The organism is Mycetocola sp. TRD_SC_2, assembly GCF_055361225.1.
In genome coordinates this window covers 2,027,580-2,052,417 of record NZ_CM143954.1, presented here as the reverse complement: position 1 = coordinate 2,052,417, position 24,838 = coordinate 2,027,580, and the positions used below count along the sequence as shown (strand labels likewise).

The following is a 24,838-nucleotide window of genomic DNA, read 5'->3' as shown; positions in this document are numbered from 1 at the left end:
CTAGTGGAAGTAGGGGCGGCGGGTGAGCCAGTCGGGGACGTTGATGGCGGGTTTTCCGTTACTCATGGTGATGGTGAAGATTCCGGTGTCGACCATGTGGTGGTGGAACCAGCAGAGCAGGATGCCGTTGTCGACGTGGGTGGGTCCACCGTTGTGGTATTCCGTGATGTGGTGGGCTTCGCAGGCGGTGGCGGGGATCTGGCAGTCGGGGATGGCGCAGGTGGGTCCGTCGCGGGCGATCATTCCTGCGCGTTGGGTCCGGTTGAATTTTCGTTTCTCGGTGCCGATCGCGGCGATACCGCCGTCGGGTTTCAGGTAGACGGGGATGGTGCTGCTGTCGCAGAGGATTTGTTTGATCGCGGAGTAGGGGATCGGGTCGGGGATCCCGACGATTTGCCCGGTGCCGTGTTCTTGTTCGAGGACGTTGGCGGTGACGCGGACGATCACGGTGGGGGAGGCGCCGGAGACGGTGGGGGTGTCGGTGGAGCGGGCGAGGGAGTCGATCATCGCGGCGAACACGTCGGCGCGTTGCTGGCCGGGGGTGCGGGGGTCCCGCACCCGCCCCGGTGGTGGTGATTCCGGTTGCTCTGCGCTCTCGCCGGTGGTCTGTGTGACGTCGTGCTGGGTGAAGTCGTCGAACAGGGTGGCGTCGCTGCCGTTCCCGTTCGCGAACGAACCAGCTGCCCCGGTGTCGTCGATCTCAACACCGTCACCAGTGGTGGTGGTGGGTTGGTAGCGGGCGGTGGTGCGGGGGCTGAGGACGGCGTTGAGGAGGGCGTGGAGTTTGCCGCCGACGTCGGGGGTGACCTGGCCGCCGAACTTCATCACACCGTTTCTGACACGGCGGGAGATCCAGAAGTCCCGGTTGTGGAACGCTTTCTCGGCTCGGGGTTCGATTCCGTCGGCGTCGAGCCGGTCCCGCCACTGCCGAGCCTGGATCGCGACCAGATCGGTTGGCAGAGCGATACCGGTGTGGCCGGTTCGGCCGGTGGCCTGACCGACCAGGAACTGTTCCGCCGCGGTCAAATGCTCAACATCGGCGCGGGGAGCGGCGGTGGCGAGTTCCCTGGTGATCACGTCGGCGGTTTCGATCCCGATCAACCCGCCCTGCAGGGCAACTTTCACCACGGGGAACAACGCCGGTAACGGTTGGCCGACCCGAACCCTGGGGCTGGTGCGGGCGCCGACCCGGATCAGCCGGGCCGCTGCCGCAGCTGACATTCCGGTGACCTGCTCCACCAGGTGTGATGGGCGGGCGTAGTTCAACCGGGCCGCGAGCCCCTCACTGCCCAGCACCGGGTCTGAGCGCACCGCGACATCATTCGCCGCCGCGGCGAGGATCGCATCCACCCCACGGCCCAGCGTCGCGGTTTTGGACAGGATCGACAGCACCGACTGTGCCGGCAACCGGGACAGCTGGTCCAACCCGATCGACTCGACCGCGACCGCCAACGCGGCGATCACCCCATCCAGCACACCCTCAACCCCCGGCACCTCTGCGCCCAGCACATTCTCAACACCCGGCGCCTCGAAGGCCGGGGGAGCTGTGCTGGCGGAGGTTTTCATGAGTCCAGTACACACCCGACCACTGACATGAACCCACCCACAACCAGCCTCACCGGGAGGCTGTGGATAACCGATGTGACCGGGAACTTCATACCCCCAGTACACACCCGACCACTGACATTACGGCGGCTGAGTAACGCTAGCCGAGAACCCCATCAACGAAGTCCGCAACGGATGCTGTCACGAGCGTCGCGACGTCCCTCGCGGTGAGAGGCGACGACGCGAGAACCTTCATGCTGTGATCCGCACCGGCAACGGGTATCACCCGGACCGACGAGTGCGACTCGAGTTCGCGAGTGATGTCGGCGGCGGTCCCGAACGTGTCACGATCACCCTGAAGGACGAGAGCGGGAACGGGCGGAAGCAGGAGCTCGGGCAGTCGCGACGACTCGGGCTTGCCGGGCGGGTGCAGCGGGAATGCGAGGCACACGACAGCGGAAGCGCCGAGGTTCTCCGCGGTTCGGCAGGCGACCCGGGCTCCGGCGCTCCTGCCACCGACGACAATGGGCAGCCCTGCGGCAAGTTCGGCTATCGCCGTGGCGGTCTCACGCCACGCCACGTCGAGAGTCGCAGGCCGCGGCGCGATTTTCTTGCCGGCGACGCGCCACGGCTGTTCGTAGCGCGCGACGGTGTATCCCAACTCCGGCAGGTGGGTGGCAAGGGCCGCCAGATCGACGGCACCGATCCCGCCACCGGCGCCATGCCCCAGCCACACCACAGCACGAGGGTCGGTCGCGGCGCTCACGGTGAGCCGGCCTGGGCCGAGGCTTGTCGGCACGTCGATGATCATGGCTCCGAGGTTACTCGCGACACGAGTCGTCGGCAGGGCAGCGACGACGAGAACTACGCTTGGACGCTGTGGTTCGCGTTCTCGCGCTGGGCACGCCATGCGCGCCAGGCTTTCCACGCGCCCGTCGACCACAGTGCCCAAAGCACGAGCAACGGTTGGAAGAGCAGACGGATGCCCCGGCTCAGGTCGTCATTCAGCCCGAATGAGTCGGTGCCGGTTGTGAACTGCGAGATGTTCCCCGGGAAGATCGCGACGAAGAATGCGGCGGCGACCAATCCGACCCACGGGCGCCAGCGCCACAAAATGAGAAGGGACAAGCCGAGAACGATTTCGACCACCCCGGATGCGACAACGACGAAGTCAACGTCGATCGGGAGCCACGTGGGCACCTGGGCCTGGAACGCGTCCCGTGCAACGGTGAGGTGTCCTATTCCGGCGAAGAGCAGGAAGAGGCCGAGTACCACTTGGGCAATGATGGCCGCCACGGAGGTGCGTCGAGCAGGTCGGGCGTTCTCCGGAGGAGTCATGCCCGCCAGCCTAGGGCTGGCGTCAGAGTCCATCTGCCCGGAACACGCAGACGGTGGCCCTTTTCACAGCCACGGCGATGGTGCCCGTTCCGCGGAATCAGCGGGACTGACGTCGTTTGCCCGGGCGCGGCTGGCCTTTCACTGCGGGCGCGCGACCCTTGCCCTTCGACGCCTTCGCTTTGCCACCCGCCGGTTGCGGACGATTTTGCACCGAGGCGGCGGTCGCATCCGCTTTTTTCTGCTCTTCGGCCAGGAGCTCCCGCCCGGCCTGGGTGAGGGTTGTTGTCGACGCGTTCATGTCGAACAGGGGAGTCCCCAGTTCGTTCTCCAGTTCACGAACGGAGGCGATAACCGACGAGCGCGGAATGTTGAGGTACTTGGCGGCGCGTGCGAAGTGAAGTTCTTCGGCAGCGACCACGAAGCGTCGCAGTGCGATGGTGTCCATGACCGGCCTTCCGTCGGCCGCGAGAAAGCGGCTCCGAGTTCAGGGTACGCGCTCTGAGTTCCGCGGGTCGTATCGGGCGAAGACCGGGCCGCCGATCGACACCTCTTGCCTTTGGGGCCGAGGTGGCCCACGATGGGGTCCTTGTGACTTCCTCCTCCGCATCAGCGATCACCGGCGTCTGGGCCTGGGGCAACTCGGTCGACCCAGCCATCGACGAGCGCGGGCGTGGACAGGCAGACCTCGACCCGGCCGCGATCGCGCGGGTCGCCCGCGCCCGCGGGCTGCAGCGCGTGTTTCTCAACGCCCCGTGGGCCACGAACGTCGGGCCGATGGCCGTCTGGTTCTCGGATGCCGTGTCAGCACTGTCCGAGGCAGGCATCGATGTCTCCGTCCTCGGTGGCGACGCAGGCTGGTTCGAGCGGCCGGACCTCGCCGCAACCTGGCTTATCGCCGCGCGAGCCGCGGCCGAGGTCGACTCCGTTCAGCTCGACGTCGAACCGTGGGCCGGCCGGCCGGAACCCATTGACCCGGTGCTGCTCGCCGAGGGATACCTCCGGCTCATCGAAGTAGTACGGGGCGCGGCTGGCGCGCTCCCGATCGGCGCAGACCTGCCGTGGTGGCTCGCCCGCACGTCGTACGGCGACGGATCGGTGTTCGACGCTCTCGTCCCCGCACTCGACTCGGTCGCGATCATCGCCTTTTCAGATACCGCCGATGGCCCGGCAGGGATTCTGGAACTGGCCGGTCCCGCGGTTCGTGCGGCCGCGGCATCCGGTACCCCGTTCACGATTGGAGTCGAAACCGACACCCCCGAGGTCGCCGGCGGAGCCCAATACACGTTCTTCGACGAAGGCAGCGCGGTACTCGAGGCCGAGACGGCGAAGGTGCGCGCGGCACTCGGGGGAACTCCGGGGTATCAGGGTGTGACCGTCGAGCACCTGCTCGCGTGGAACATCCTGCGCCCCTGACCCGGGCCCAGGTGCATCCGGGCAGGGCGAGCGGTTCAGCCGAACGTGCCGACAGCGGTGACGGATGCCGCGACCGCGTCGATCACGGATGCCACGCCCTCACCGGTCAGGCCGCTCCCGAAGGTGAATCGCACGGCGGTCTGCGCGATTTCAGCGGGCATGCCGAGCGCCGTGAGGACGTGTGACGCCTCGTCGCTTCCGGCGGCACAGGCCGAGCCACTCGATGAAACGACGCCGCGCCGTTCCAGTTCGAGCAGTACCGCCTCACCGCTCGTGCCCGGAAAGCAGAACGAGGCCGAGTTCGGCAGACGCGACGTGGCCGAACCGGTCAGCAGGGCACCGGGGACGCGATCGAGAACCCCGGCGATGAGGTCGTTCCGGAGTTCGGAGACGCGCCGAGCGGCATCCGCCCTCTCGCTTTCGGCGAGTTCGAGCGCGGTCGCCAGACCGACCGCTGCCGCCACGTTCTCGGTTCCCGACCGGCGTCCGCGTTCCTGCCCGCCGCCGTGCACGAGCGGCTCCACCGGGATCCGGCCCTGCAGCCAGGCCAGTCCGATGCCCTTCGGCGCGCCGATCTTGTGCCCGGCGAGCGAGAGGGCGTCGACGCCGAGAGCAGCGACGCGGAGGTCGAGCCAACCGGCGGCCTGCACGGCGTCGGTGTGGAACGGGATCCCGTGCTCGGAGGTAATCCCGCCGAGGGCGGCCAGATCCTGCACGGTGCCGATCTCGTTGTTGGCGTACATGAGGGTGACGAGTGCGGTGTCTGGTCGAAGCACGGAGTCGAGAGCCTCGGCGGTCACAATTCCGTCGGGCTCGAGCGGAACGAAGCTGACCTCGAAGCCGTGAAGACGCTGCAGGTAGTCGATCGATTCGAGCACGGCCTCATGTTCGGTTGCCGCGGTTACGATGCGCCTGCCGCGGCTCGATCCGAGGGCGATGCCCTTGACGGCGAGGTTGTCTGCTTCGGTGCCGCCCGACGTGAACACGACATCACCGGCCCGGACCCCGAGCACCGCGGCGACGCGTGCACGGGCGTCGGTGAGGGCGTCGGCGGCACGCTCGCCGAGGGTGTGCGAACTCGACGGGTTGCCGAACTCCGCGGTCAGGTACGGCCACATCGCTTCAAGCACCTCGCGGCGCACGGGTGTGGTCGCGGCCGAGTCGAGGTACAGCACGTCAGTGCTCCCGGTGCTCGATCGACAGATCGAGCCCGAGGTCGAGGGAGCGGACGCTGTGGGTCAGTGCTCCCGACGAGATGACGTCGACCCCGGTTGCCGCGATCGCCCCGACGGTGTCGAGCGTCACGTTGCCGCTGGCCTCGATGATCGCCCGGCCGGCAACGAGCTCGACGCCAGCGCGCAGGTCGGCGAGACTGAAGTTGTCGAGCATGATCGTGTCGACTCCGGCGGCTAGCACAGCTTCGACCTGGTCGAGCCGGTCGACCTCGACCTCGAGGTGGGTGGTGTGCGACAGCTGTGCCCGCACACCGAGAAGTGCCTCAGTCACCGACAGGCCGCCCGCCGTGAGCACGGCGAGGTGGTTGTCCTTCGCCATGACGGCATCCGACAGCGAGAACCGGTGGTTGAAACCGCCACCGGAGCGAACGGCGTGCCGTTCGAAGGCGCGGAGCAACGGGGTCGTCTTGCGGGTGTCGACGATGCGGGCGCGGGTGCCGGCCACGGCGGCGACGTATCGCGCTGTCTGGGTGGCGATGCCCGACATCCGCTGGGTGAAGTTCAGTCCGATTCGTTCCGCCTGCAGGATGCCACGGGCAGGCCCCGTGATGGTCGCCAGGGTGTCACCGCGGCTGAAGCGCTCGCCGTCGGTGACGTGGAGCACCACGGTGATCGCGGGGTCGGTGAGACGGAATGCGGTGGCGAACACCTCGCCACCGCTGAAGACGCCGTCTTCGCGAGCGGAGAGCTCGGCGGTCGCGGTTGCATTCGCCGGGATCAGGGTTCCGCTCGTGAGGTCGCCCCACGGCGCGTCCTCCTCGAGTGCTGCGCCGACGACGTGGTCAATGTGTGATGTCGTCAGCATGATGCGGCGACCTCCCGGGTAGCGGCGGCGGGCGCCTGGGTGGGGGAGTCGGAGCGGGCATGGGCCCCGACCGATTCGGTGCGGACGAGTGCCGCGAGAACGAGCTCCCGGCCAAGCGCGAGCAGGTTCCTGTCCTCGAGGTCGCGGATGCTCTCGGTCGGCAAAGAAGCGGCAGACCAGGCATCGAGGATGCCGGCCGCGTGCGTGAGTCCGGCGTCGTCGCGGAGCAGGCCGGCGGCATCCCACATGACCCGCTGGAGGGTGTCGCGAGCGAATGGCGGAGCATCCGCTGTCGGTGTGCGCACCGGGGCCGGGGCAAGCGGTGGCGGAGCGACAGGCCAGGATGCCGCGTCGTCGACGTCGAGCGCGGCGGCGGCTCGGGCACCGAACACAGCCCCCTCGAGCAGCGAGTTCGAGGCGAGGCGGTTGGCGCCGTGCACACCGGTGCGCGCGACCTCGCCGATGGCGTAGAGGCCAGGAACCGTTGTGCGCCCGTCGAGGTCAGTGACGACGCCGCCCATCCAGTAGTGCGCTGCCGGGCTCACCGAAACCGGTTCGCGCGACCAGTCGATTCCGGATGCCCGCATCGCACGATCGATGACCGGGAACCTCTGGGCAAGGAATTCGGCGCCGAGCCCGGTCGCGTCGAGTACGACCGGCAGGCCACCCTGCGAAGCCATCTCGGCGGCAATTCCCCGGGCGACCACATCGCGCGGGGCGAGTTCGGCGTCCGGGTGAAGGGCAGGAAGGAAGCGCTCGCCGAGGGCGTTGCGCAGCACAGCCCCTTCACCGCGAACGGCTTCTGACACCAGGAAGTGGTCGCCCGTCGTCAGTGCCGTGGGGTGGAACTGGTAGAACTCAAGGTCGGCGAGGAGCGCGCCCGCGCGAAGTGCAGCGGCAGCACCGTCTCCTGTTGCCACCGACGGGTTCGTCGTGAACGGATACAGCTGGCCGGCGCCCCCGGTGGCGAGGAGAACGGCATCCGCCGGCTCTTCGCGCTGTGTCCCGTCTGAGTCGCGGAGCAGGGCACCACTCACGGTGCCGTGGGTGAGGATCACGTCGACGAGGAAGGTGTTCTCGGCGATCCGCACGCCGCTCTCCCGAACGCGGGCGACGAGTGCCTGTTCGATTCTGGCTCCGGTCGCGTCGCCTCCTGCGTGAAGTACGCGAGGGTAGGAATGTGCGGCCTCGCGACCGCGGGCGAACAGTCCGTCAGTCCGGTCGAACTCGACGCCGATCGCGACGAGCTCCCGGATGCGCGCTGGCCCCTCGGAACAGAGCACCCGCACCGCTGTCTCATCACACAGACCCGCTCCGGCGGAAAGTGTGTCAGCGATGTGCGCGTCGACACTGTCGTCGGCGAACATCACCCCGGCGATCCCACCCTGCGCATACCGGGTATTGCTCTGGCCGAGCGTGGACTTGGTAACGAGAAGCACCTCGTGCCGTCGTGCTGCGTGCAGTGCAGCGGTCAGGCCGGCGATCCCGCTGCCGACGACGATCACGCGCTTCATGTCAGGCACCCGCTGCGATCGGGGGCCTGGCGGCAAGCATCCGCTCGAGGGCGATCCGTGCCGGGAGGGCGACGTCGTCGGAGACGGTGATCTGGTTGAGCACCTGCCCCTCGAGGAGTCCGTCGAGAACCCACGCGAGGTAGCCCGGGTGGATGCGGTACATGGTCGAGCACGGGCAGATGACCGGGTCGAGGCAGAAGATCGTGTGCTCGGGGTGGTCGGCTGCGAGCCTCTGCACGAGGTTGATCTCGGTGCCGATCGCGAAGGTGGATCCGGCGGGGGCCGCTTCGATCGCCTTGCGGATGTAGTCGGTCGAGCCCGCTTCGTCAGCGGCGTCGACGACGGGCATCGGGCACTCAGGGTGGACGATCACCCGTATGCCCGGGAACTCCGCGCGGGCCTTCGCGATCTGGTCGACCGTGAAGCGCTTGTGCACCGAGCAGAACCCGTGCCAGAGGATCACGCGGGAGCCGTCGAGCGCCGCAGCGTCGTTCCCTCCGAGCGGTTTGTTCGGGTTCCACATCGGCATCTGCTCGAGTGGAACGCCCATGGCCTTGGCGGTGTTCCGTCCGAGGTGCTGGTCGGGGAAGAACAGCACACGCTGCCCGCGTTCGAACGCCCACTCGAGAACGGTCTGCGCGTTCGACGACGTGCAGACGATGCCGCCGTTGCGGCCGCAGAATCCTTTCAGGGCGGCCGAGGAGTTCATGTAGGTGACCGGGATGACGGGAACACGGCCCGAGGCATCCGGTTCGGTGCCGTAGAGCTCCGTCAGCTGTTCCCAGCATTCCTCGACCTGGTCGATGTTCGCCATGTCGGCCATGGAGCATCCGGCGGCGAGGTTGGGCAGGATGACGGACTGCTCAGCGGTGGAGAGCAGGTCAGCAGTCTCGGCCATGAAGTGCACGCCGCAGAAGACGATGGCTTCGGCGTCGGTGCGCTCGCGCGCTGCCGTGGCGAGCTGGAACGAGTCACCCACGTAGTCGGCGTACGCGAGGACTTCGTCGCGCTGGTAGAAGTGGCCGAGAATGACGAGCCGGTCACCGAGAGCAGCCTTGGCGGCACGGATGCGACGGTCGAGCTCCTCCGCGCCGGCCTCACGATAGAAGGCGGGGAGGGCGCCCTGGCGCGGAGAGCCCGTTGGCAGGACGTCGCCCATCGATGAGCCGGGGCCATAGCTCGGTGGCTGCAGGTCGAAGACCCACGGTTTTTCGACGAGCTCGGGACTGCAGGATGATCCCTGCTCGGTTCCGGCGGAAATCCGCGTGAGTGTCGTGTCGACGGATGCAGTGAGAGTCATGATGTTCCTTGGGCGGGAGCGGTGGGCCTGGCGAGGGGACCGGAGGTTCCATCAACGGCGTCGCGGTTGTATCGGTAGAGGCGGGCGGGGCGGTGTCGCCCGCCGGTCTGGACGTCACCGGTGGGGACGACCTGGCCGGAGCCCTCGATCTGGCGCCGGAAGTTGGCCGGGTCCAGTGGTTTCTGCAGCACGGCCTCGTGGACCTCGCGCAGTTCGGACAGGGTGAAGGTTTCGCCGAGGAAGGCGTGCGCGATGGAGCTGTATTCGAGCTTGTTGCGCAGCCGCCAGAGCGCGTAGTCCACGATCAGGTTGTGGTCGAAGGCGAGTTCGGGGATGGAGTCCGCTTCGAACCAGCGCACGTTTTCGGTTTCGACCGCGACGGCCGCTTCGTCTGAGCGCACGAGGGCCCAGTAGACGATGGAGACGACGCGCTCGCCGGGGGAGCGGTCGGTGTTCCCGAAGGCGTAGAGCTGTTCGAGGTACTGGGGGGTGAGGAGGGTCGTCTCCGCGAGGGTGCGTGCCGCTGATTCAGCAAGGTCTTCATCGGGTTCGAGCGGCCCGCCCGGGAGCGCCCACCGGCCGACGAACGGGTCGCGGATGCGGCGCACGAGCGGAAGCCACACGGTCATGCGCCCGGTGTCGTCGTGCGGACGGAGAGCGAAGATGACCGTGGAGACGGCGACCTGAACGGCGGCAGCGTGTGCGGTCATGGCATCCGTCCGTTCGCTCGTTGTTAAAGTCACCGTGACCCTAACTGCATTTCCATCTTAGTGTCATCCTGACTCGAACAGGAAGAGAAAGTTTCACGGGAGGAACTGGATGTCACGGTAAGCTGGGCGCAAATCGAATATCGGGCCGCAACACGCGATGCGGGAGAGCCGGGCTAGCCCGGCACCGAAGGAGCAAGCCTCCCTGCCAATCTCTCAGGTCTATGTACCGCATCGAACTGGCCACTCTGGAAAGCGAACGCGCTTCGCGCGTTCGGATCGGGTAGGCGCGAAGCGCCGTATCGAGATCTGGGCGCTCTGCGCATTCCGCCGACGGTGAAAGCCACCCTTCTCACTCGGGTGTGTGAAACTCTCAGGCCAATGACAGAGGGGGAGTTCCCAAGGCACCTCGCGTGCCGCAGCCGCTTTTGCGACCGTCGCCCCGGCGACACCTGGAGAACTCGTGTCAGATCCCGTCCCCGAACGCACCAGCCCGCTTTTCGACGTCCACACCCAACTCGGTGCGAGCTTCACCGATTTCGCCGGTTGGCAGATGCCGGTCCGCTACACCAGCGACCTCGCCGAGCACGCCGCCGTTCGTACCGCCGCCGGCCTGTTCGACCTCTCCCACATGGCGGAGATCCTCGTCTACGGCCGTGACGCCGGAACCTTCCTCGATGCCGCCCTCGCCGGCAAGCTGTCGGCGATCGAGCTGATGCAGGCGAAGTACAGTCTCATCCTCACCGAGAGTGGCGGCATCCTCGACGATGTCGTCGTCTACCGCCTCGGCGACACGACGTTCCTCGTCGTCGCCAACGCGGGCAACCGGGAGGCAGCATTCACCGCCCTCCGCGATCGCTCCAGCGGATTCGAGGTCACCGTCGACGACCAGAGCGACGACTACGCCCTTCTCGCCGTGCAGGGCCCGAACTCCCGGGCGATCCTCGAAGCGACAGCCGGCATCACCGAACTCGGGCTCCCGCTCGATGAACTCAAGTACTACCGCGCCACCGACGCGTTCTTCGAGGGCGTTCCCCTCCTCGTCGCTCGCACGGGCTACACCGGCGAAGACGGCTTCGAACTGTACCTGCGCACCACCTCGGCCGTTCCGCTCTGGCGTGCGCTTGACAAGGCGGGCGAAAATCACGGGCTCGTTCCCGCGGGTCTCGCAAGCCGCGACACCCTCCGGCTCGAAGCAGGGATGCCGCTCTACGGTCACGAACTCGGCCTCGACACCCAGCCGGCCCAGGCGGGACTCCGCCGCGTCGTCGCGCTCACGAAAGAAAACGACTTCCCGGGGCGTGCGGCCGTCGAAGCCGGCCCTGACGAAAACGCTCGCGTGCTCGTCGGACTGGCGTCTGAGGGCCGCCGGGCAGGGCGAGCCGGATATTCCGTTCTCTCCGGCGACACCGTCGTTGGAACCGTGACGAGCGGCGCCTTGTCGCCGACCCTCGGGCATCCGATCATGATGGCCTTCGTCGACCCGACCCTCACCGATCCCGGCACTGAACTGGCGGTGGACCTGCGAGGCACGCCCATCCCCGCGACCGTCACACCTCTCCCGTTCTACAGAAGAAAGAAGTAAGCCATGACCGACAAGACCGCGCTCAAGTACACCCCCGAGCACGAATGGCTCGACATCGACGGCAACTCAGCAACCGTGGGCATCACCGCTTTCGCCGCTGACAAGCTCGGCGACGTCGTCTTCGTCGAACTCCCCGGGGAAGGAACCGCGATCACCGCCGGTACCGTCGTCGGCGAGATCGAATCGACCAAGTCGGTCGGCGAACTTTTCGCACCCGTCGACGGCACCATCACCGAGAGCAACTCCGCCGTTGTTGACGACCCGTCACTCGTCAACAGTGACCCGCTCGGCGAAGGCTGGCTCGTCAAGGTGTCGTTCGACGCGGCACCGGACGGCCTGCTCAGCTGGGACGAGTACTCAGCGCTGGTCGGCGAGTAATGGCAGAACTGTTCTCCGAGCGGCACATCGGAACGGATGCTGCCGCGCAAGCTAGCATGCTGGCATCCGTCGGCTACGACAGCGTCGACGCTCTCGTCGAAGCCGCCGTTCCCGAATCGATCCACGTCGCCGACCTCGTCGACTCGGTCATCCCGTCGGCGGCATCGGAGCGCGAGGCACTCGCCGAATTGCGCGAGCTCGCCGACCGGAACACCGTGCGCACGTCGATGATCGGCCTCGGCTACTACGGCACGATCACGCCCGCCGTCATCAAGCGGAATGTGCTCGAGAATCCGTCCTGGTACACCGCGTATACGCCGTACCAGCCGGAGATCTCCCAGGGTCGCCTCGAAGCCCTGATCAACTTCCAGACGATGGTCACCGACCTCACCGGTCTCGACACGGCGAACGCGTCGATGCTCGATGAGGGCACTGCCGTCGTCGAGGGCATGCTCCTCGCCCGCCGTGCCTCGAAGCTCACCAGCAACGTCTTCGTCGTCGATGCCGACGCTTTCCCCCAGACCAAGGCCCTGCTCGCGAGCCGTGCCGAAGCTGTGGGCATCGAACTCGCCGAGGTCGACTTCGCCGCCGGCGCACCGCTGCCCGAAGCGTCGTTCGGAATCTTCGTGCAGTACCCGGGAGCATCCGGTCGCGTCTGGAACCCGGCATCCGTTCTCGAAACGGTGAAGGATGCCGGCGGTCTCGCCGTCGTCGCTGCCGATCTGCTCGCGCTCGCACTGCTCACCTCACCCGGTGAACTCGGCGCGGACATCGCCGTCGGTACGACGCAGCGCTTCGGGGTCCCCATGGGCTTCGGCGGACCGCACGCCGGTTACATGGCCGTGCGCAAGGGACTCGAACGGCAGCTGCCCGGTCGCCTCGTCGGTGTGAGTCAGGATGCCGCTGGTCACCCCGCGTACCGGCTTACGCTGCAGACGCGCGAACAGCACATCCGGCGGGAGAAAGCGACGTCGAACATCTGCACGGCGCAGGTGCTCCTCGCTGTGATGGCGTCGATGTACGCCGTCTATCACGGGCCACGTGGCATCCGCCGAATCGCAACAGAGACGGCGGCGCGAGCCGACGCGCTCGCGACTGTTCTCGCCGCGCAGGGCCTGGCGCTCGCGAGCGAGTCGTTCTTCGACACGCTTCGCGTCTCGGTGTCCGGTGCTGCTGCGATCGTGGAGAAGGCGCGGGAGCAGGGAATCAACCTGCACCTCATCGACGACAACACCATCGGTATCTCCGTCGACGAAACCACCACGGCGGCGGAGCTTCAGGCTGTCGTCTCCGCGTTCGGAGTCGACGCTTCCGGCGCGTTCGAGGAACTCGATGAGGCTCGAACCACCCGGCTCCCGGGCGAACTCGAGCGTTCGAGCGAGTACCTGACGCACCCGGTGTTCAACACGCACCACTCCGAGACCGCCATGATGCGCTACCTCAAGCAACTCGCCGACCGTGACTACGCGCTCGACCGCGGCATGATCCCGCTCGGCTCCTGCACGATGAAGCTCAACGCGGCGACCGAGATGGAAGCCATCACGTGGCCCGAGTTCGCCGGCCTGCACCCGTACGCCCCCGAGGCCGACGTACTCGGTTACCTCGGCCTCATCGACCAGCTCGAAAGCTGGCTCGCCGAGGTCACGGGGTACGACTCCGTGTCCCTGCAGCCGAACGCCGGCAGCCAGGGCGAACTCGCCGGACTGCTCGCGATCCGCGGATACCACCGGGCGAACGGCGATGCCGACCGCACCGTCTGCCTGATTCCGTCGAGTGCACACGGCACCAACGCGGCATCCGCTGTTCTCGCCGGAATGAAGGTCGTCGTCGTGGCGTGCGACGAACTCGGCAACGTTGACCTCGATGACCTCCGGGCGAAAATCGAGCAGCACGCCGAGACGCTTGCCGCGTTGATGATCACGTACCCGTCGACGCACGGCGTCTACGAGCACGAAGTGACCGCGATTACGCAGGCTGTTCATGACGCCGGCGGACAGGTCTATGTCGACGGCGCGAACCTCAACGCGCTGCTCGGGTATGCGCGATTCGGCGACTTCGGTGGCGACGTGTCGCACCTCAACCTGCACAAGACGTTCTGCATCCCGCACGGTGGGGGCGGTCCCGGTGTCGGGCCCGTCGCCGCGAAGGCGCACCTCGCCCCGTTCCTGCCGGGGCACCCGCTTGCGCAGCGCGACGAGCACGGCGACTTCACCCACGGGGGCGGACCGGTCTCGGCAGCTCCATACGGCAGCCCGAGCATCCTGCCCATCTCGTGGGCGTACGTGCGCATGATGGGAGCCGAGGGTCTCAAGCAGGTTACCGGCGCCGCGGTTCTCGCCGCGAACTACATCGCCGTGCGACTGCGCGATTCCTTCCCGGTTCTCTACACGGGCGACAACGGTCTGGTCGCACACGAGTGCATCCTCGACCTGCGTCCGCTGCGGGAAGCAACGGGAGTGACCGTCGACGACGTCGCCAAGCGGCTCATCGACTACGGCTTCCACGCGCCGACGATGTCGTTCCCGGTCGCCGGCACGCTCATGGTCGAGCCGACCGAGAGCGAGGACCTCGCCGAGATCGACCGCTTCATCGACGCGATGATCGCGATCAAGGCGGAAGCGGATGCCGTCGGCTCAGGAACCTGGCCGGCGAACGACAACCCGCTGGTGCACGCACCGCACACCGCCCAGTCGGTCATCGCGGGGGAGTGGGATCACGCCTACACCCGTGAAGAAGCGGTGTACCCGGTCAAGTCCCTGGTTCGCACGAAGTACTGGCCGCCGGTGCGTCGCGTCGACAACGCGTTCGGTGACCGCAATCTGGTCTGCGCGTGCCCGCCTCCGGAGGCTTTCGAGTCCTGAGTCGCTCCGGGCTCGCTCACCGCGCCACAGGCATCCGTCACACCGACCTCAAATTCAGGAGATCTTGCGCGACACGCCGTATTTCGCTGCGGCTGTACGGCGTGTCGCGGCAGTTCTCCTGAATTTGGAGCCGTCTCCTGAATTTGGGGTGGGGTCGGCAGGGAGTGCTAGTTGTTGCTCAGTTGCATCGGCGTCCAACCGCCGTTGCCGATGGTCTGCCGTACCCCGAACTTTCCGCCGGCGATCGGGTAGTAGTAGAGGCGCCCGGCAGAGTCTTTCGCGATCAGCCCGGTCGACCCTGAGCCGGCGAAGCCTGTCAGCACGACGGAGGTGTAACCCGCCCAGCCCGATCCGATCTGCTTGCGCGGCTCGGAGATGAAACGTCCTGCACCGTTCGTGCGGTTCAACAGAATCGCGCCCGCGGCGTTGGTCGCGAGGACGTCCTGTTTGCCGTCGGCATCGAAATCGGCGATCTTGATGCTGAGTTGACCCCAGTCGGTGCCGATCGCCGTTCGGGCGGAGAGGGTCGTACCTTTCGTGTTCGGGTAGAGCCAGAGCTTGCCCGCGGCATCCTTCATGATGACGGAGGGGTACCTATCTCCCGTTGCCCACGTGGCCATGTCGACGTCGACGGAACCCCACCCGCTTGACCCGATGAGCAAGCGGCTGCCGAAGCCCCCTGCCGGTTGTCCGGGGTAGACGTGCATGGCTCCGCTCTTCCACTGGACGACGAGGTCCTGAGTTCCGTCGGCGTTCCAGTCGTTGACATGCAGTTCCTTGACCCCGGTCCAGCCGCTTCCGATGAGCGTTCGTGCGCTGATACCGATTTGTCCCTGCTTGCCATAGTTCCAGAGGCGGCCCGAGGTGTCTGCCGCGATCACGTCACCGGCGGTGCGGATCGATGGGCCAGTGGGAGCAGCAAGTGGAGTGGGAGCCGGCGGTGCCGGGACCGACGAGGCCGGATAGGTCGCGAAATTCTGGGTGTAATACAGGCTGCCGTTGCTGGAAGCGGCGACGCCGATCCCGAGAACATTCGCGGATGCCTGGGTGATGTTCCGGTAGTGACCCGGTGAGTTCTTCCACCCGGTGACAACCGCGGTAACGGAGTACCCGTATGCGACGTTCTCGCTTGCGGTCGACCACCCGGATGGATACTGTGCCGAATAGGACGGGTTGTGTGACATCGCCCTGGCGCTGGCCTGCTTGACCGACCAGTTCTGTGCCACGGTGTCCAGGGCTGCGCTCGCCGAGACAGGTTTGAGACCGACACTCTTCCGGATGGCGTTGGTGTCGTCGAGGATGATCTTCCTCGCCTGGGTCAGTGTGTAGCCGCCGACGACAGGTTCGGCTGCCTGTGCGGCAACCGGTCCGGCAACGAGAGCGGATGCCAGGAGTGCGGTAGCGAGAGTGGCGACCGTGAACCGGTGGCGCTTTCTGGGTGCGGTGATCGTGCTCACAGTGTTCCCCTCAGAACAGGCGTCCCGGAACGCCGAATGAAAAAGCGACTCTACACACACCTCCATGCCCAGCTGCCTTCAGCCCCAGCGAGCGCAACGCCACGGTGTGAAGTACCCACGCCTCAACTTGCGGGTGGGGAGGTGTTTTCGGGGTGTCGAGTTATGAAGGGATCGCCCCCGGCCGGTGCAACGAATGAGATTCGTATGCAACGTTGGCCGGGGGCGATCCCTTCATTGTCTGAGCTGAGGAGAAAATACCTCCCCACCCGCTATACCAATCAGTGCGAAGAAGCCTTCTCCGCACCGTGGCCGGTGAGCGAGCGCACCTCCATTTCGGCAGCAATCTGCGGGCTCTCCTTGACGGATGACGTGACGGTTCCGAGCCAGCCCAGGAAGAAGCCGAGGGGGATCGACACGATGCCGGGGTTGCTGAGCGGGAACCACGAGAAGTCGACGTTCGAGAACATCGAGGTCTCCGCGCCGGAGATGACCGGCGAGAAGATGATCAGGAGGAGTGCCGAGCCGAGTCCTCCGTACATGCTCCAGAGCGCACCACGCGTGGTGAATTTGCGCCAGAACAGGGAGTACAGGATCGTCGGCAGGTTTGCGCTCGCCGCGATGGCGAATGCGAGGGCGACGAGGAACGCGATGTTCTGACCCTGCACTCCGATTCCGCCGACGATCGAGAGCACGCCGATCACCACGACGGTGATCCGAGCGACCCTCACTTCGCCGTTCGGCGGTACCGAGCCCTTCTTGATCACGTTGGCGTAGACGTCGTGTGCAAATGACGTCGCCGCCGTGATGGTGAGGCCGGCGACAACCGCGAGGATGGTCGCGAACGCCACGGCCGAGATCACGGCGAGCAGAATGGACCCACCGAGCTCGAAGGCGAGCAGCGGTGCCGCCGAGTTCACTCCACCGGGTGCGGCGAGGATGGTGTCCTTGCCGACGAGGTACGCGGCGCCATAGCCGAGGACGAGCGTGAACAGGTAGAACAGTCCGATGAGCCAGATCGCCCACACAACGCTTCGGCGGGCTTCCTTCGCGGTCGGCACCGTGTAGAACCGCATGAGCACGTGGGGGAGTCCGGCGGTTCCGAGCACGAGCGCCAGAGCAAGCGAGACGAAGTCGAGCCTCGACAGTCCGGTCAGTCCGTACTGTGCGCCCGGGTTCAGGATGCCTTCACCAGCGACGGATGCCGCCTGACCGAGGAGCGTGGAGAGGTTGAATCCGTTGAGCGCGAGCACCCAGACCGTCATGACGCCGGCGCCGGCGATGAGGAGGACGGCCTTGATGATCTGTACCCAGGTCGTGCCCTTCATTCCACCGATGAGTACGTAGAAGATCATGATGAAGCCGACGACCGCGATGACCACGGACTGACCCAGCCGGTCGTTCACTCCGAGGAGGAGCGAGACGAGCCCGCCGGCTCCCGCCATCTGTGCGAGCAGATAGAAGAAGCAGACCGCGAGTGTTGCGGTTGCGGCCGCGAGGCGGACCGGGCGTTCCTTGAGACGGAACGAAAGAACATCCGCCATCGTGAACTTGCCTGTGTTGCGGAGCAGCTCAGCGACAAGCAGAAGTGCGACGAGCCAGGCGACGAGGAATCCGATGGAGTACAGGAATCCGTCGTAGCCGTTGATGGCGATCGCACCACAGATGCCGAGGAACGATGCCGCAGACAGATAGTCGCCCGCGATCGCTGTTCCGTTCTGGCCACCACTGAACGAGCGTCCTGCGGCGTAGAAATCGTTGGCGGTTTTGTTCGTGCGCGAGACCCTCAGCACGATGATGAGGGTCACGACGACGAACGCGCCGAAAATGGAGATGTTCAGGATGGGGTCGCCGACGTTCATGCGCGCTCAGCCTCCTCGAGCTCGTTGCGGAACTTCTCGGCAGCCGGGTCGAGCTTGCGGTTGGCGAAGGAGACGTACCAGGTGGTGATGGCAAAAGTGGTGACGAACTGGCTCAGACCGAGCAGCAGGCCGATGTTGATGTTTCCGATCACCTTGATCGACATGAATTCGTGAGCGTAGTCCGCGAGGAACACGTAGAGGAAGTACCAGAGCAGGAACGCTATCGCGAGGGGAAATACGAAACTTCGATGCCTCCGTTTGTGCTCAACGAACGCGGGGGATTCTTCGATTGCTACATAGTCGATGGCGGAACTGGGGACGTGCGTCCCCGTGTCGTCGTGGGCCATGATCCTCCTGAGAGTTCGCGCAACGTGTTGCGCGACGCACAGCTCTGTGCGCTGGGGGAAACCCTAGTGGGCTGAGCTCACGTGCAACAAGGTTTCTGAAGTCATTTTGTTGCGACGAACAACCCGGGCCACAAGCCGACGGCAAGCGGGTATCCCACGAAGGAGGCCACGTCGAGCAGCGTGTGGGCGATCACGAGTGGCATCACCCGCCCCCAGCGCCGGTAACACCAGCCAAAAAGAATGCCCATCAGAACGTTGCCGACGAAAGGTCCGAAGCCCTGGTACAGGTGATAGGTGCCACGGAGAAGCGACGTGGACAGGATGATTGTCCAGTCGGACCAGCCGCGCTCACGAAGCCGCGTGAAGAGGTACCCGACGACGATGACCTCTTCGACGAGACCCGCGCGAATGGCAGACAGAATCAAAACGGGGATGGTCCACCAGTACGTCTCGAGGGGAGAAGCCTCCACCGCGACGGTGATTCCGGCGAGGCGCCCGACCGCGTACAGGGCGATCCCGGGAACGCCGATGGTGAGGAACAGGAGGATGCCGCGCCCCGCGTCCCGGCCACCACCCGCGAAATCGAGTCCGATCCTGCTGAGACCACTCTGCCCGCGCTGCCACAGCAGGTAGATCACGAGAGCGACAACAAACAGTTCGAAGAAGACGCCGAGGAACTGATAGCTGAAATCGAGCCACTCCCGTTCGCTCCTCGACGTGTTGAGCCGGGCAGATTGATTCGCGAGGGGTGTGTCGTCTGTCACTCGCGCGACGAGCGACACCACCGAGTACACAGCGGATGCCCCGAGGCTCAGACCGAGGACGATGGCGATCTCCCACCACGCTCGCGCTCGACTGGTCTCGGGCATTCTCACTCCTGGGCGTGTTCTCGACTGTTTTAGCGCAATAGGCGACTCCGCACGCAGCAAAGCGCGGTATTCGCGTATCGGGTGCAAGATTCTTCAGATTGAGTTACCGGTATGTAACGATTGCCCGAGTAATTTTGCGGATGCGCTCAACGATACTTATGGTTTGTGTATCCAGCGCGGTAGATGGGGCACGATTCTGCCTGCCGTGCTCACTTGCACAGGAGGAAAATTGAAGAAATCACGCATTGGCCTCGGCGCCCTTGCGCTGCTGTCTGCCAGCGCACTTGCGCTGACCGGCTGCGCGTCGGGCAACGAGCCGGCCGCTGAAGAGCCAACGGGTGACGCTTCGGCGATCATCACCACGAACGGTAGCGAACCCCAGAACCCGCTGATCCCGACCAACACCACCGAAACCGGTGGCGGCAAGATCATCGACTCGCTGTTCTCGGGCCTCGTGTCCTACACCGCAGAGGGCGAAATCGAGAACGAGGTCGCTGAGTCGATCGAGTCCGACGACGCCACCAACTGGACCGTCACCCTCGAGGAGGGCTGGACGTTCACGAACGACGAGCCCGTCACCGCGAACTCGTTCGTCGATGCCTGGAACTACGGTGCGCTGTTCAGCAACGCGCAGGGTTCCTCGTACTTCTTCGACAACATCGTCGGCTTCGACTACGAGGCTGACTCCGAGCTGACCGGCCTCGAGGTCGTTGACGAGCAGACCTTCACGGTCGAGCTCTCGGCGCCTGAGGCTGACTGGCCGCTGCGTCTGGGTTACTCGGCATACTCGCCGCTGCCCGAGGCAGCGTTCGAGGACATGGAAGCCTTCGGTGAGAACCCGATCGGCAACGGTCCGTACATGCTCGCTGAAGAAGGCGCATGGGTTCACGAAGAGAAGATCTCCCTCGTGACCAACCCCGACTACGACGGTGTTCGCAAGCCCGCCAACGGCGGCCTCGAGATCATCTTCTACGCCACTCAGGATGCCGCATACGCGGACATCGAGGGTGGAAACCTCGACGTGCTCGACGCTGTTCCGGACTCGGCATTCGAAACCTATGAAGACGCTTTCGGCGACCGCGCTGTCAACCAGCCGGCCGCTATTTTCCAGGGCTTCAACATGCCGTACTACCTCGAGCACTGGTCTGGTGAGGAAGGCGTTCTTCGCCGCGCAGCCATCTCCATGGCGATCAACCGCGACGAGATCACCGACGTCATCTTCCAGGGCACCCGGACCCCGGCCACCGACTTCACCTCTCCGGTGATCGACGGCTGGACCGACGAGCTCGATGGCGCTGAGGTTCTCGAATTCAACCCGGACGAAGCCAAGAAGCTGTGGGCTGAAGCCGACGCGATCGCCCCGTACGGCGACACCGTGTTCGACCTCGCGTACAACTCCGACGGAGGCCACCAGGCCTGGGTCGACGCAGTCGTCAACAGCATCGCCAACACGCTCGACATCGAAGCCGTTGGCAAGCCGTACGCGACCTTCGCTGCTGCTCTCGAAGACCGCGACGCTGACAAGCTGACCGGTGGAACCCGTGCAGGATGGCAGGCGGACTACCCGTCGATGTACAACTTCCTCGCTCCGCTGTACCAGACCGGTGCCGGATCGAACTACGAGGACTACTCGAGCGAAGAGTTCGACAACCTCCTCAAGGAAGGCGCACAGTCGTCCAGCGTTGAAGACGCGACCGCGAAGTACCAGGAAGCCCAGGAAGTCCTGCTCAAGGACCTCCCGTCCATTCCGCTGTGGTACTCCAACGTCACCGGTGTCTCTGCTGACACCGTCGACAACGTGGTCTTCGGCTGGAACTCCGTTCCGCTGTATCACCAGATCACCAAGGGCTAAGCTCCACCAGCCCAGTAAATACACCGAGTGAGATGTCCGGGGCGGAAACGCCCCGGACATTTCATTGATTAGACTTCTTCAGTGATTGCGACGTTAATGCACATTCGACCCGGTGAGACCGCCTGATGCTTTGGTATACAGGCAAGCGCATCCTTCAAATGATCCCCGTGTTCTTCGGGGCGACATTCCTGATCTACTTCATGGTCTTCTCGCTACCGGGCGACCCGATTGCCGCACTCTACGGTGACCGACCGCCCGCGCCGGGCGTGATCGAGATCATTCGTGCTGAGTACAATCTCGACAAGCCGTTCATCGTGCAGTACTTCCTGTACATCGCCGGCCTCTTCCAGGGCGACTTCGGAACGACATACTCTGGCCAGCCTGTCGCAGACGTGATGGCCCGGGCATTCCCCATCACGCTCCGCCTCGCCATGCTCGCCCTCGCCTTCGAGGCCTTCGCGGGAATCCTGGTCGGCCTCATCGCAGGCCTCCGCAAGGGAAAGCTCTTCGACGCCAGCGCGCTCGTCGTCAGCCTTCTCCTCATCTCGGTTCCGACCTTCGTCGTCGGTTTCGTGTTGCAGCTCGTCTTCGGTGTCCAGTTGGGCTGGGCTCGGACCACGGTGTCCGGTGACGCTCCCTGGGGCGAATTGATCCTGCCTGCGCTGGTGCTGGCATCCGTGTCGTTTGCCTACATCGTCCGCCTCACGCGAGCGAGCGTCGCTGACAACCTCAACGCTGACTTCGTCCGTACAGCAACGGCAAAGGGCCTTTCCCGTCCGCGCGTCGTCACGGTCCACGTGCTCCGCAACTCGCTCGTGCCCGTCGTGACGTACCTCGGTGTCGACCTGGGCTCCCTCATGGTCGGCGCGATCGTCACCGAGGGTATCTTCAACATCAACGGAGTCGGCGGAACCGTCTATCGTGCAGTCACCCTCGGTGAGGGTCCGACAGTCGTTTCATTCATCGCAGTGATGGTCATCATCTTCGTGCTCGCCAACCTGCTCGTCGATCTGCTCTACGCGGCGCTTGACCCAAGGATTCGCTATGCCAAGTAAGAACTACACGCCCCAGGAACATTACGTCGCCTCGATCGAAGACACCCCTGTCGCCCCGGTCGACAAGCTGGATGAGTCGCAGAAGGCGCGCAGTACGTGGGCGGATGCCTGGGATGCGATGCGTCGTCGGCCAAGCTTCTGGATCTCGTCGATCCTGATCCTCCTCATCATCATCGTGGCCCTGGCCCCGGGTCTGTTCACCCAGGTCGACCCGGCCAGGGGCTGCCAGCTGGCCGACAGCAACGGTGCGCCTTCTGCCGGCCACCCGTTCGGGTTCACTCGCCAGGGTTGCGACGTCTTCTCGCGCGTCATCCACGGTACGCAGGCTTCCGTCACGGTTGGCCTGATGGCCACCCTGCTTGTGACCCTCATCGGCACCATCGTCGGAGCGCTTGCCGGCTTCTACGGCGGAATTCTCGACACCCTGGTCTCGCGACTCGGCGACATCTTCTTCGCCGTACCGACCGTCCTCGGCGCCATCGTCCTCATGTCGGTCCTTCCGGTCCGCACACCGATCACCGTGGCCATCGTGCTCGCGATCTTCGCCTGGCCCCAGATCGCGAGAATCATGCGTGGTGCCGTGTTGAGTGCGAAGAACTCGGACTACGTCATGGCATCGGTCGCCCTCGGCGTCTCGCGGTTCAAAATCCTGCTTCGGCACGTGATCCCCAACGCGATCGCTCCCGTGATCGTCATCGCGACGGTCTCACTCGGAACGTTCATCGTTGCCGAGGCGACCCTGTCCTTCCTCGGTATCGGCCTGCCGGGAACGATCATGTCGTGGGGCAACGACATCGGGCAGGCGCGCACGTCGATCCGCACGAGCCCGCAAGTCCTGCTCTACCCGGCAGCCGCGCTGTCGATCACCGTTCTCTCATTCCTCATGCTTGGCGACGTTGTTCGCGACGCACTCGACCCGAAGGCGAGGGCACGTCGATGAGCCAGCCAGTTCCTGAAACCGTCTCCATGCTCGATAGCGGGCCCAACGCACCATTGCTTCAGATTCGCGACCTCGAGGTCGGTTTCCAGACGCAGCGGGGCATCGTCCCGGCGGTTCGTGGCGTCGACCTGACGCTGTACGCGGGCCAGACCCTCGCGATCGTCGGGGAATCCGGTTCCGGAAAGACGACGACCGCTCAGTCGATCATCAACCTGCTGCCGGGAACCGGAAAGGTCACCGGGGGACAGATCCTCTTCGAGGGCCGTGACCTGACCCAGCTGTCCGCGCGCGAGATCCAGGCCGTCCGCGGCAACGAGATCGGGTATGTCCCCCAGGACCCGATGTCGAACCTTAACCCGGTCTGGTCGATCGGCTTCCAGGTCGAGGAGGCTATCAAGGCCAACAACATCGCCCAGGGCAAAGAGGCGCGCCTGCGCACCATTCAGGTGCTGCAGGAGGCGGGGCTCTCGGACGCCGCCGACCGGCTCAAGCAGTTCCCGCACCAGTTCTCGGGCGGCATGCGCCAGCGCGTGCTCATCGGTATCGGTCTCTCTTCGCGGCCGAAGCTGCTCATCGCTGACGAGCCCACTTCTGCTCTTGACGTCACCGTCCAGCGTCAGATCCTCGACCACCTCGCCACGCTCACGCGCGACTACGGCACGAGCGTTCTCTTCATCACGCACGACCTCGGCCTCGCCGCGGAGCGGGCCGAGCAGCTCGTCGTCATGTACCAGGGCAAGGTCGTCGAGTCCGGGCCGTCGCAGGAGATTCTCGCCAACCCGAGGCACCCGTACACGCAGCGCCTTGTCGCTGCGGCTCCGAGCCTCGCGTCGCGGCGGATCCAGTCGGTGAAGCACCGGGCGCCCGAAGAGGCGGGCATCTTCTCCGAAGGTTCGCTCGACGACACTCTCCTGGCACGCGCAGCAGAGCGCGAGCACGCCGCGCCGGCGAAGGATCTCATCTCGGTCAAAAACGTGTCGAAGATGTACCGCATCCGCAAGCAGGGCTTCCGCCACGATGAACTGCTCGCCGTCGACAACGTGTCATTCGGCGTTCACAAGGGCACGACGACCGCCATCGTCGGCGAATCCGGATCAGGCAAGTCGACTGTCGCAAAGCTCATCCTCCAGCTCGAAAGCATCACGAGCGGAGAGATCGAATTCGACGGACACGATGTCGCCGGCTTGCGCGGCTCAGAGCTGCTCAAGTTCCGCCGCCGGGTGCAGCCTGTGTTCCAGGACCCGTACGGTTCTCTCGACCCGCAGTACAGCGTCGGCAACACAATCGCCGAACCGCTTCTCGCACACAAGATCGGTACAGCCAAAGAGCGGGAGGCCCGTGTCCGCGAGCTCCTCGACCAGGTGTCGCTGCCGTCAGCGACCCGTTTCCGCTACCCGAGCGAGCTGTCGGGCGGCCAGCGGCAGCGCATCGCGATCGCACGCGCCCTCGCGTTGAAGCCCGACGTCCTCGTGCTCGACGAGGCTGTCTCAGCTCTCGACGTTCTCGTGCAGGGCCAGATCCTCAACCTGCTCACTGAGCTGCAAACCGAACTCGGCCTGACCTACCTCTTCATCACCCACGACCTCGCCGTCGTCCGCCTCGTGGCCGACAACGTCTGTGTCATGCAGAAGGGCAAGATCGTCGAGGCAGCGACAACCGACGAGGTCTTCGACAATCCGAAGGAGCTGTACACGCAGGAGCTGCTCGCAGCGATCCCTGGCGGCGACTTCGAGTTCGGCCGGTAGCCCAGCGATCGATGAACAGAAAGGGGCGGCTCC

The 24,838-nt window shown here is 65.4% G+C and carries 21 protein-coding genes and 1 riboswitch; of the genes, 8 read left to right on the top strand and 13 right to left on the bottom strand.

Going from position 1 to position 24,838, the window contains the following annotated elements:
• The 4 genes from ACWA1Q_RS09855 to ACWA1Q_RS09840 all read right to left on the bottom strand — a co-directional run bounded on the left by ACWA1Q_RS09855 (window position 1) and on the right by ACWA1Q_RS09840 (window position 3,328).
• Window positions 1-1,566, bottom strand: coding sequence for an HNH endonuclease signature motif containing protein (locus ACWA1Q_RS09855; protein WP_463757020.1), 1,566 nt, complete (start codon window positions 1,564-1,566; stop codon window positions 1-3).
• 139 nt (window positions 1,567-1,705) lie between these two features.
• On the bottom strand, window positions 1,706-2,356 hold the full coding sequence (locus ACWA1Q_RS09850) for an alpha/beta hydrolase family protein (protein ID WP_463757019.1): 651 nt from the start codon (window positions 2,354-2,356) through the stop codon (window positions 1,706-1,708).
• 53 nt (window positions 2,357-2,409) lie between these two features.
• Window positions 2,410-2,883 (bottom strand): DoxX family protein, encoded by a 474-nt coding sequence (locus ACWA1Q_RS09845; protein ID WP_463757017.1) that lies wholly within the window; start codon window positions 2,881-2,883, stop codon window positions 2,410-2,412.
• 97 nt (window positions 2,884-2,980) lie between these two features.
• The gene (locus ACWA1Q_RS09840; RefSeq protein WP_463757015.1) at window positions 2,981-3,328 is read right to left on the bottom strand and encodes a LysR family transcriptional regulator; all 348 of its coding nucleotides are present in this window, start codon (window positions 3,326-3,328) and stop codon (window positions 2,981-2,983) included.
• Between the two features lie 143 nt (window positions 3,329-3,471).
• Here ACWA1Q_RS09840 and ACWA1Q_RS09835 point away from each other — a divergent pair, with 143 nt between their 5' ends.
• On the top strand, window positions 3,472-4,296 hold the full coding sequence (locus tag ACWA1Q_RS09835) for a hypothetical protein (RefSeq protein WP_463757013.1): 825 nt from the start codon (window positions 3,472-3,474) through the stop codon (window positions 4,294-4,296).
• 35 nt (window positions 4,297-4,331) lie between these two features.
• On the opposite strand, the gene ACWA1Q_RS09830 is transcribed toward ACWA1Q_RS09835, so the two are convergent.
• Genes ACWA1Q_RS09830 through ACWA1Q_RS09810 form a run of 5 tightly spaced genes read right to left on the bottom strand, consistent with a single transcriptional unit; the run spans window position 4,332 to window position 9,860 of the window.
• On the bottom strand, window positions 4,332-5,471 hold the full coding sequence (locus ACWA1Q_RS09830; protein WP_463757012.1) for a cysteine desulfurase family protein: 1,140 nt from the start codon (window positions 5,469-5,471) through the stop codon (window positions 4,332-4,334).
• Between the two features lies 1 nt (window position 5,472).
• Complete coding sequence (gene nadC / locus ACWA1Q_RS09825; protein ID WP_463757011.1) at window positions 5,473-6,336, bottom strand: carboxylating nicotinate-nucleotide diphosphorylase; 864 nt, start codon at window positions 6,334-6,336, stop codon at window positions 5,473-5,475.
• Window positions 6,330-7,850 carry an L-aspartate oxidase gene (gene nadB / locus ACWA1Q_RS09820; RefSeq protein ID WP_463757009.1) on the bottom strand — a complete coding sequence of 507 codons (1,521 nt, stop codon included), beginning with the start codon at window positions 7,848-7,850 and terminating at the stop codon, window positions 6,330-6,332. The genes nadC and nadB overlap by 7 nt, the downstream gene beginning before the upstream one ends.
• Before the next feature lies 1 nt (window position 7,851).
• Window positions 7,852-9,150 (bottom strand): quinolinate synthase NadA, encoded by a 1,299-nt coding sequence (nadA, locus tag ACWA1Q_RS09815; RefSeq protein ID WP_463757008.1) that lies wholly within the window; start codon window positions 9,148-9,150, stop codon window positions 7,852-7,854.
• Entirely contained in the window at window positions 9,147-9,860 is a 714-nt protein-coding gene (locus tag ACWA1Q_RS09810) for an NUDIX hydrolase (RefSeq protein WP_463760831.1), read from the bottom strand. Before ACWA1Q_RS09810 ends, nadA begins: the two co-directional genes overlap by 4 nt.
• Window positions 9,861-10,010: 150 nt before the next feature.
• Window positions 10,011-10,099: riboswitch (glycine riboswitch) on the top strand.
• A 221-nt stretch (window positions 10,100-10,320) separates the two neighbouring features.
• Between ACWA1Q_RS09810 and gcvT the strand changes: the two genes are divergently transcribed.
• From gcvT to gcvP, 3 genes are read left to right on the top strand one after another with little or no spacing between them, the layout of a single operon-like run.
• Window positions 10,321-11,442 (top strand): glycine cleavage system aminomethyltransferase GcvT, encoded by a 1,122-nt coding sequence (gcvT, locus tag ACWA1Q_RS09805; protein WP_463757006.1) that lies wholly within the window; start codon window positions 10,321-10,323, stop codon window positions 11,440-11,442.
• 3 nt (window positions 11,443-11,445) lie between these two features.
• Entirely contained in the window at window positions 11,446-11,820 is a 375-nt protein-coding gene (gene gcvH / locus ACWA1Q_RS09800) for a glycine cleavage system protein GcvH (RefSeq protein WP_463757004.1), read from the top strand.
• The gene (gene gcvP / locus ACWA1Q_RS09795) at window positions 11,820-14,681 is read left to right on the top strand and encodes an aminomethyl-transferring glycine dehydrogenase (protein WP_463757003.1); all 2,862 of its coding nucleotides are present in this window, start codon (window positions 11,820-11,822) and stop codon (window positions 14,679-14,681) included. The genes gcvH and gcvP overlap by 1 nt, the downstream gene beginning before the upstream one ends.
• A gap of 167 nt (window positions 14,682-14,848) precedes the next feature.
• Here the strand turns inward: gcvP and ACWA1Q_RS09790 are convergent, their stop codons facing one another.
• The 4 genes from ACWA1Q_RS09790 to ACWA1Q_RS09775 all read right to left on the bottom strand — a co-directional run bounded on the left by ACWA1Q_RS09790 (window position 14,849) and on the right by ACWA1Q_RS09775 (window position 19,213).
• Window positions 14,849-16,138, bottom strand: a complete 1,290-nt coding sequence (locus ACWA1Q_RS09790) for a CAP domain-containing protein (RefSeq protein WP_463757001.1) — start codon at window positions 16,136-16,138, stop codon at window positions 14,849-14,851.
• Window positions 16,139-16,416: 278 nt separating this feature from the next.
• Complete coding sequence (locus tag ACWA1Q_RS09785) at window positions 16,417-17,997, bottom strand: solute symporter family protein (RefSeq protein ID WP_463757000.1); 1,581 nt, start codon at window positions 17,995-17,997, stop codon at window positions 16,417-16,419.
• Entirely contained in the window at window positions 17,994-18,344 is a 351-nt protein-coding gene (locus ACWA1Q_RS09780; RefSeq protein WP_463756999.1) for a DUF485 domain-containing protein, read from the bottom strand. Before ACWA1Q_RS09780 ends, ACWA1Q_RS09785 begins: the two co-directional genes overlap by 4 nt.
• A 101-nt stretch (window positions 18,345-18,445) precedes the next feature.
• Window positions 18,446-19,213 (bottom strand): CPBP family intramembrane glutamic endopeptidase, encoded by a 768-nt coding sequence (locus tag ACWA1Q_RS09775; protein WP_463756998.1) that lies wholly within the window; start codon window positions 19,211-19,213, stop codon window positions 18,446-18,448.
• A 229-nt stretch (window positions 19,214-19,442) separates the two neighbouring features.
• Here ACWA1Q_RS09775 and ACWA1Q_RS09770 point away from each other — a divergent pair, with 229 nt between their 5' ends.
• From ACWA1Q_RS09770 to ACWA1Q_RS09755, 4 genes are all read left to right on the top strand, one after another.
• Complete coding sequence (locus ACWA1Q_RS09770) at window positions 19,443-21,065, top strand: peptide ABC transporter substrate-binding protein (RefSeq protein WP_463756996.1); 1,623 nt, start codon at window positions 19,443-19,445, stop codon at window positions 21,063-21,065.
• A gap of 125 nt (window positions 21,066-21,190) precedes the next feature.
• Window positions 21,191-22,120: an ABC transporter permease gene (locus ACWA1Q_RS09765; RefSeq protein WP_463756994.1), complete on the top strand. Its 930-nt coding sequence runs from the start codon at window positions 21,191-21,193 to the stop codon at window positions 22,118-22,120.
• On the top strand, window positions 22,110-23,060 hold the full coding sequence (locus tag ACWA1Q_RS09760) for an ABC transporter permease (RefSeq protein WP_463756992.1): 951 nt from the start codon (window positions 22,110-22,112) through the stop codon (window positions 23,058-23,060). Before ACWA1Q_RS09765 ends, ACWA1Q_RS09760 begins: the two co-directional genes overlap by 11 nt.
• Entirely contained in the window at window positions 23,057-24,805 is a 1,749-nt protein-coding gene (locus ACWA1Q_RS09755) for an ABC transporter ATP-binding protein (protein ID WP_463756991.1), read from the top strand. The genes ACWA1Q_RS09760 and ACWA1Q_RS09755 overlap by 4 nt, the downstream gene beginning before the upstream one ends.
• Window positions 24,806-24,838: the final 33 nt, after the last annotated feature.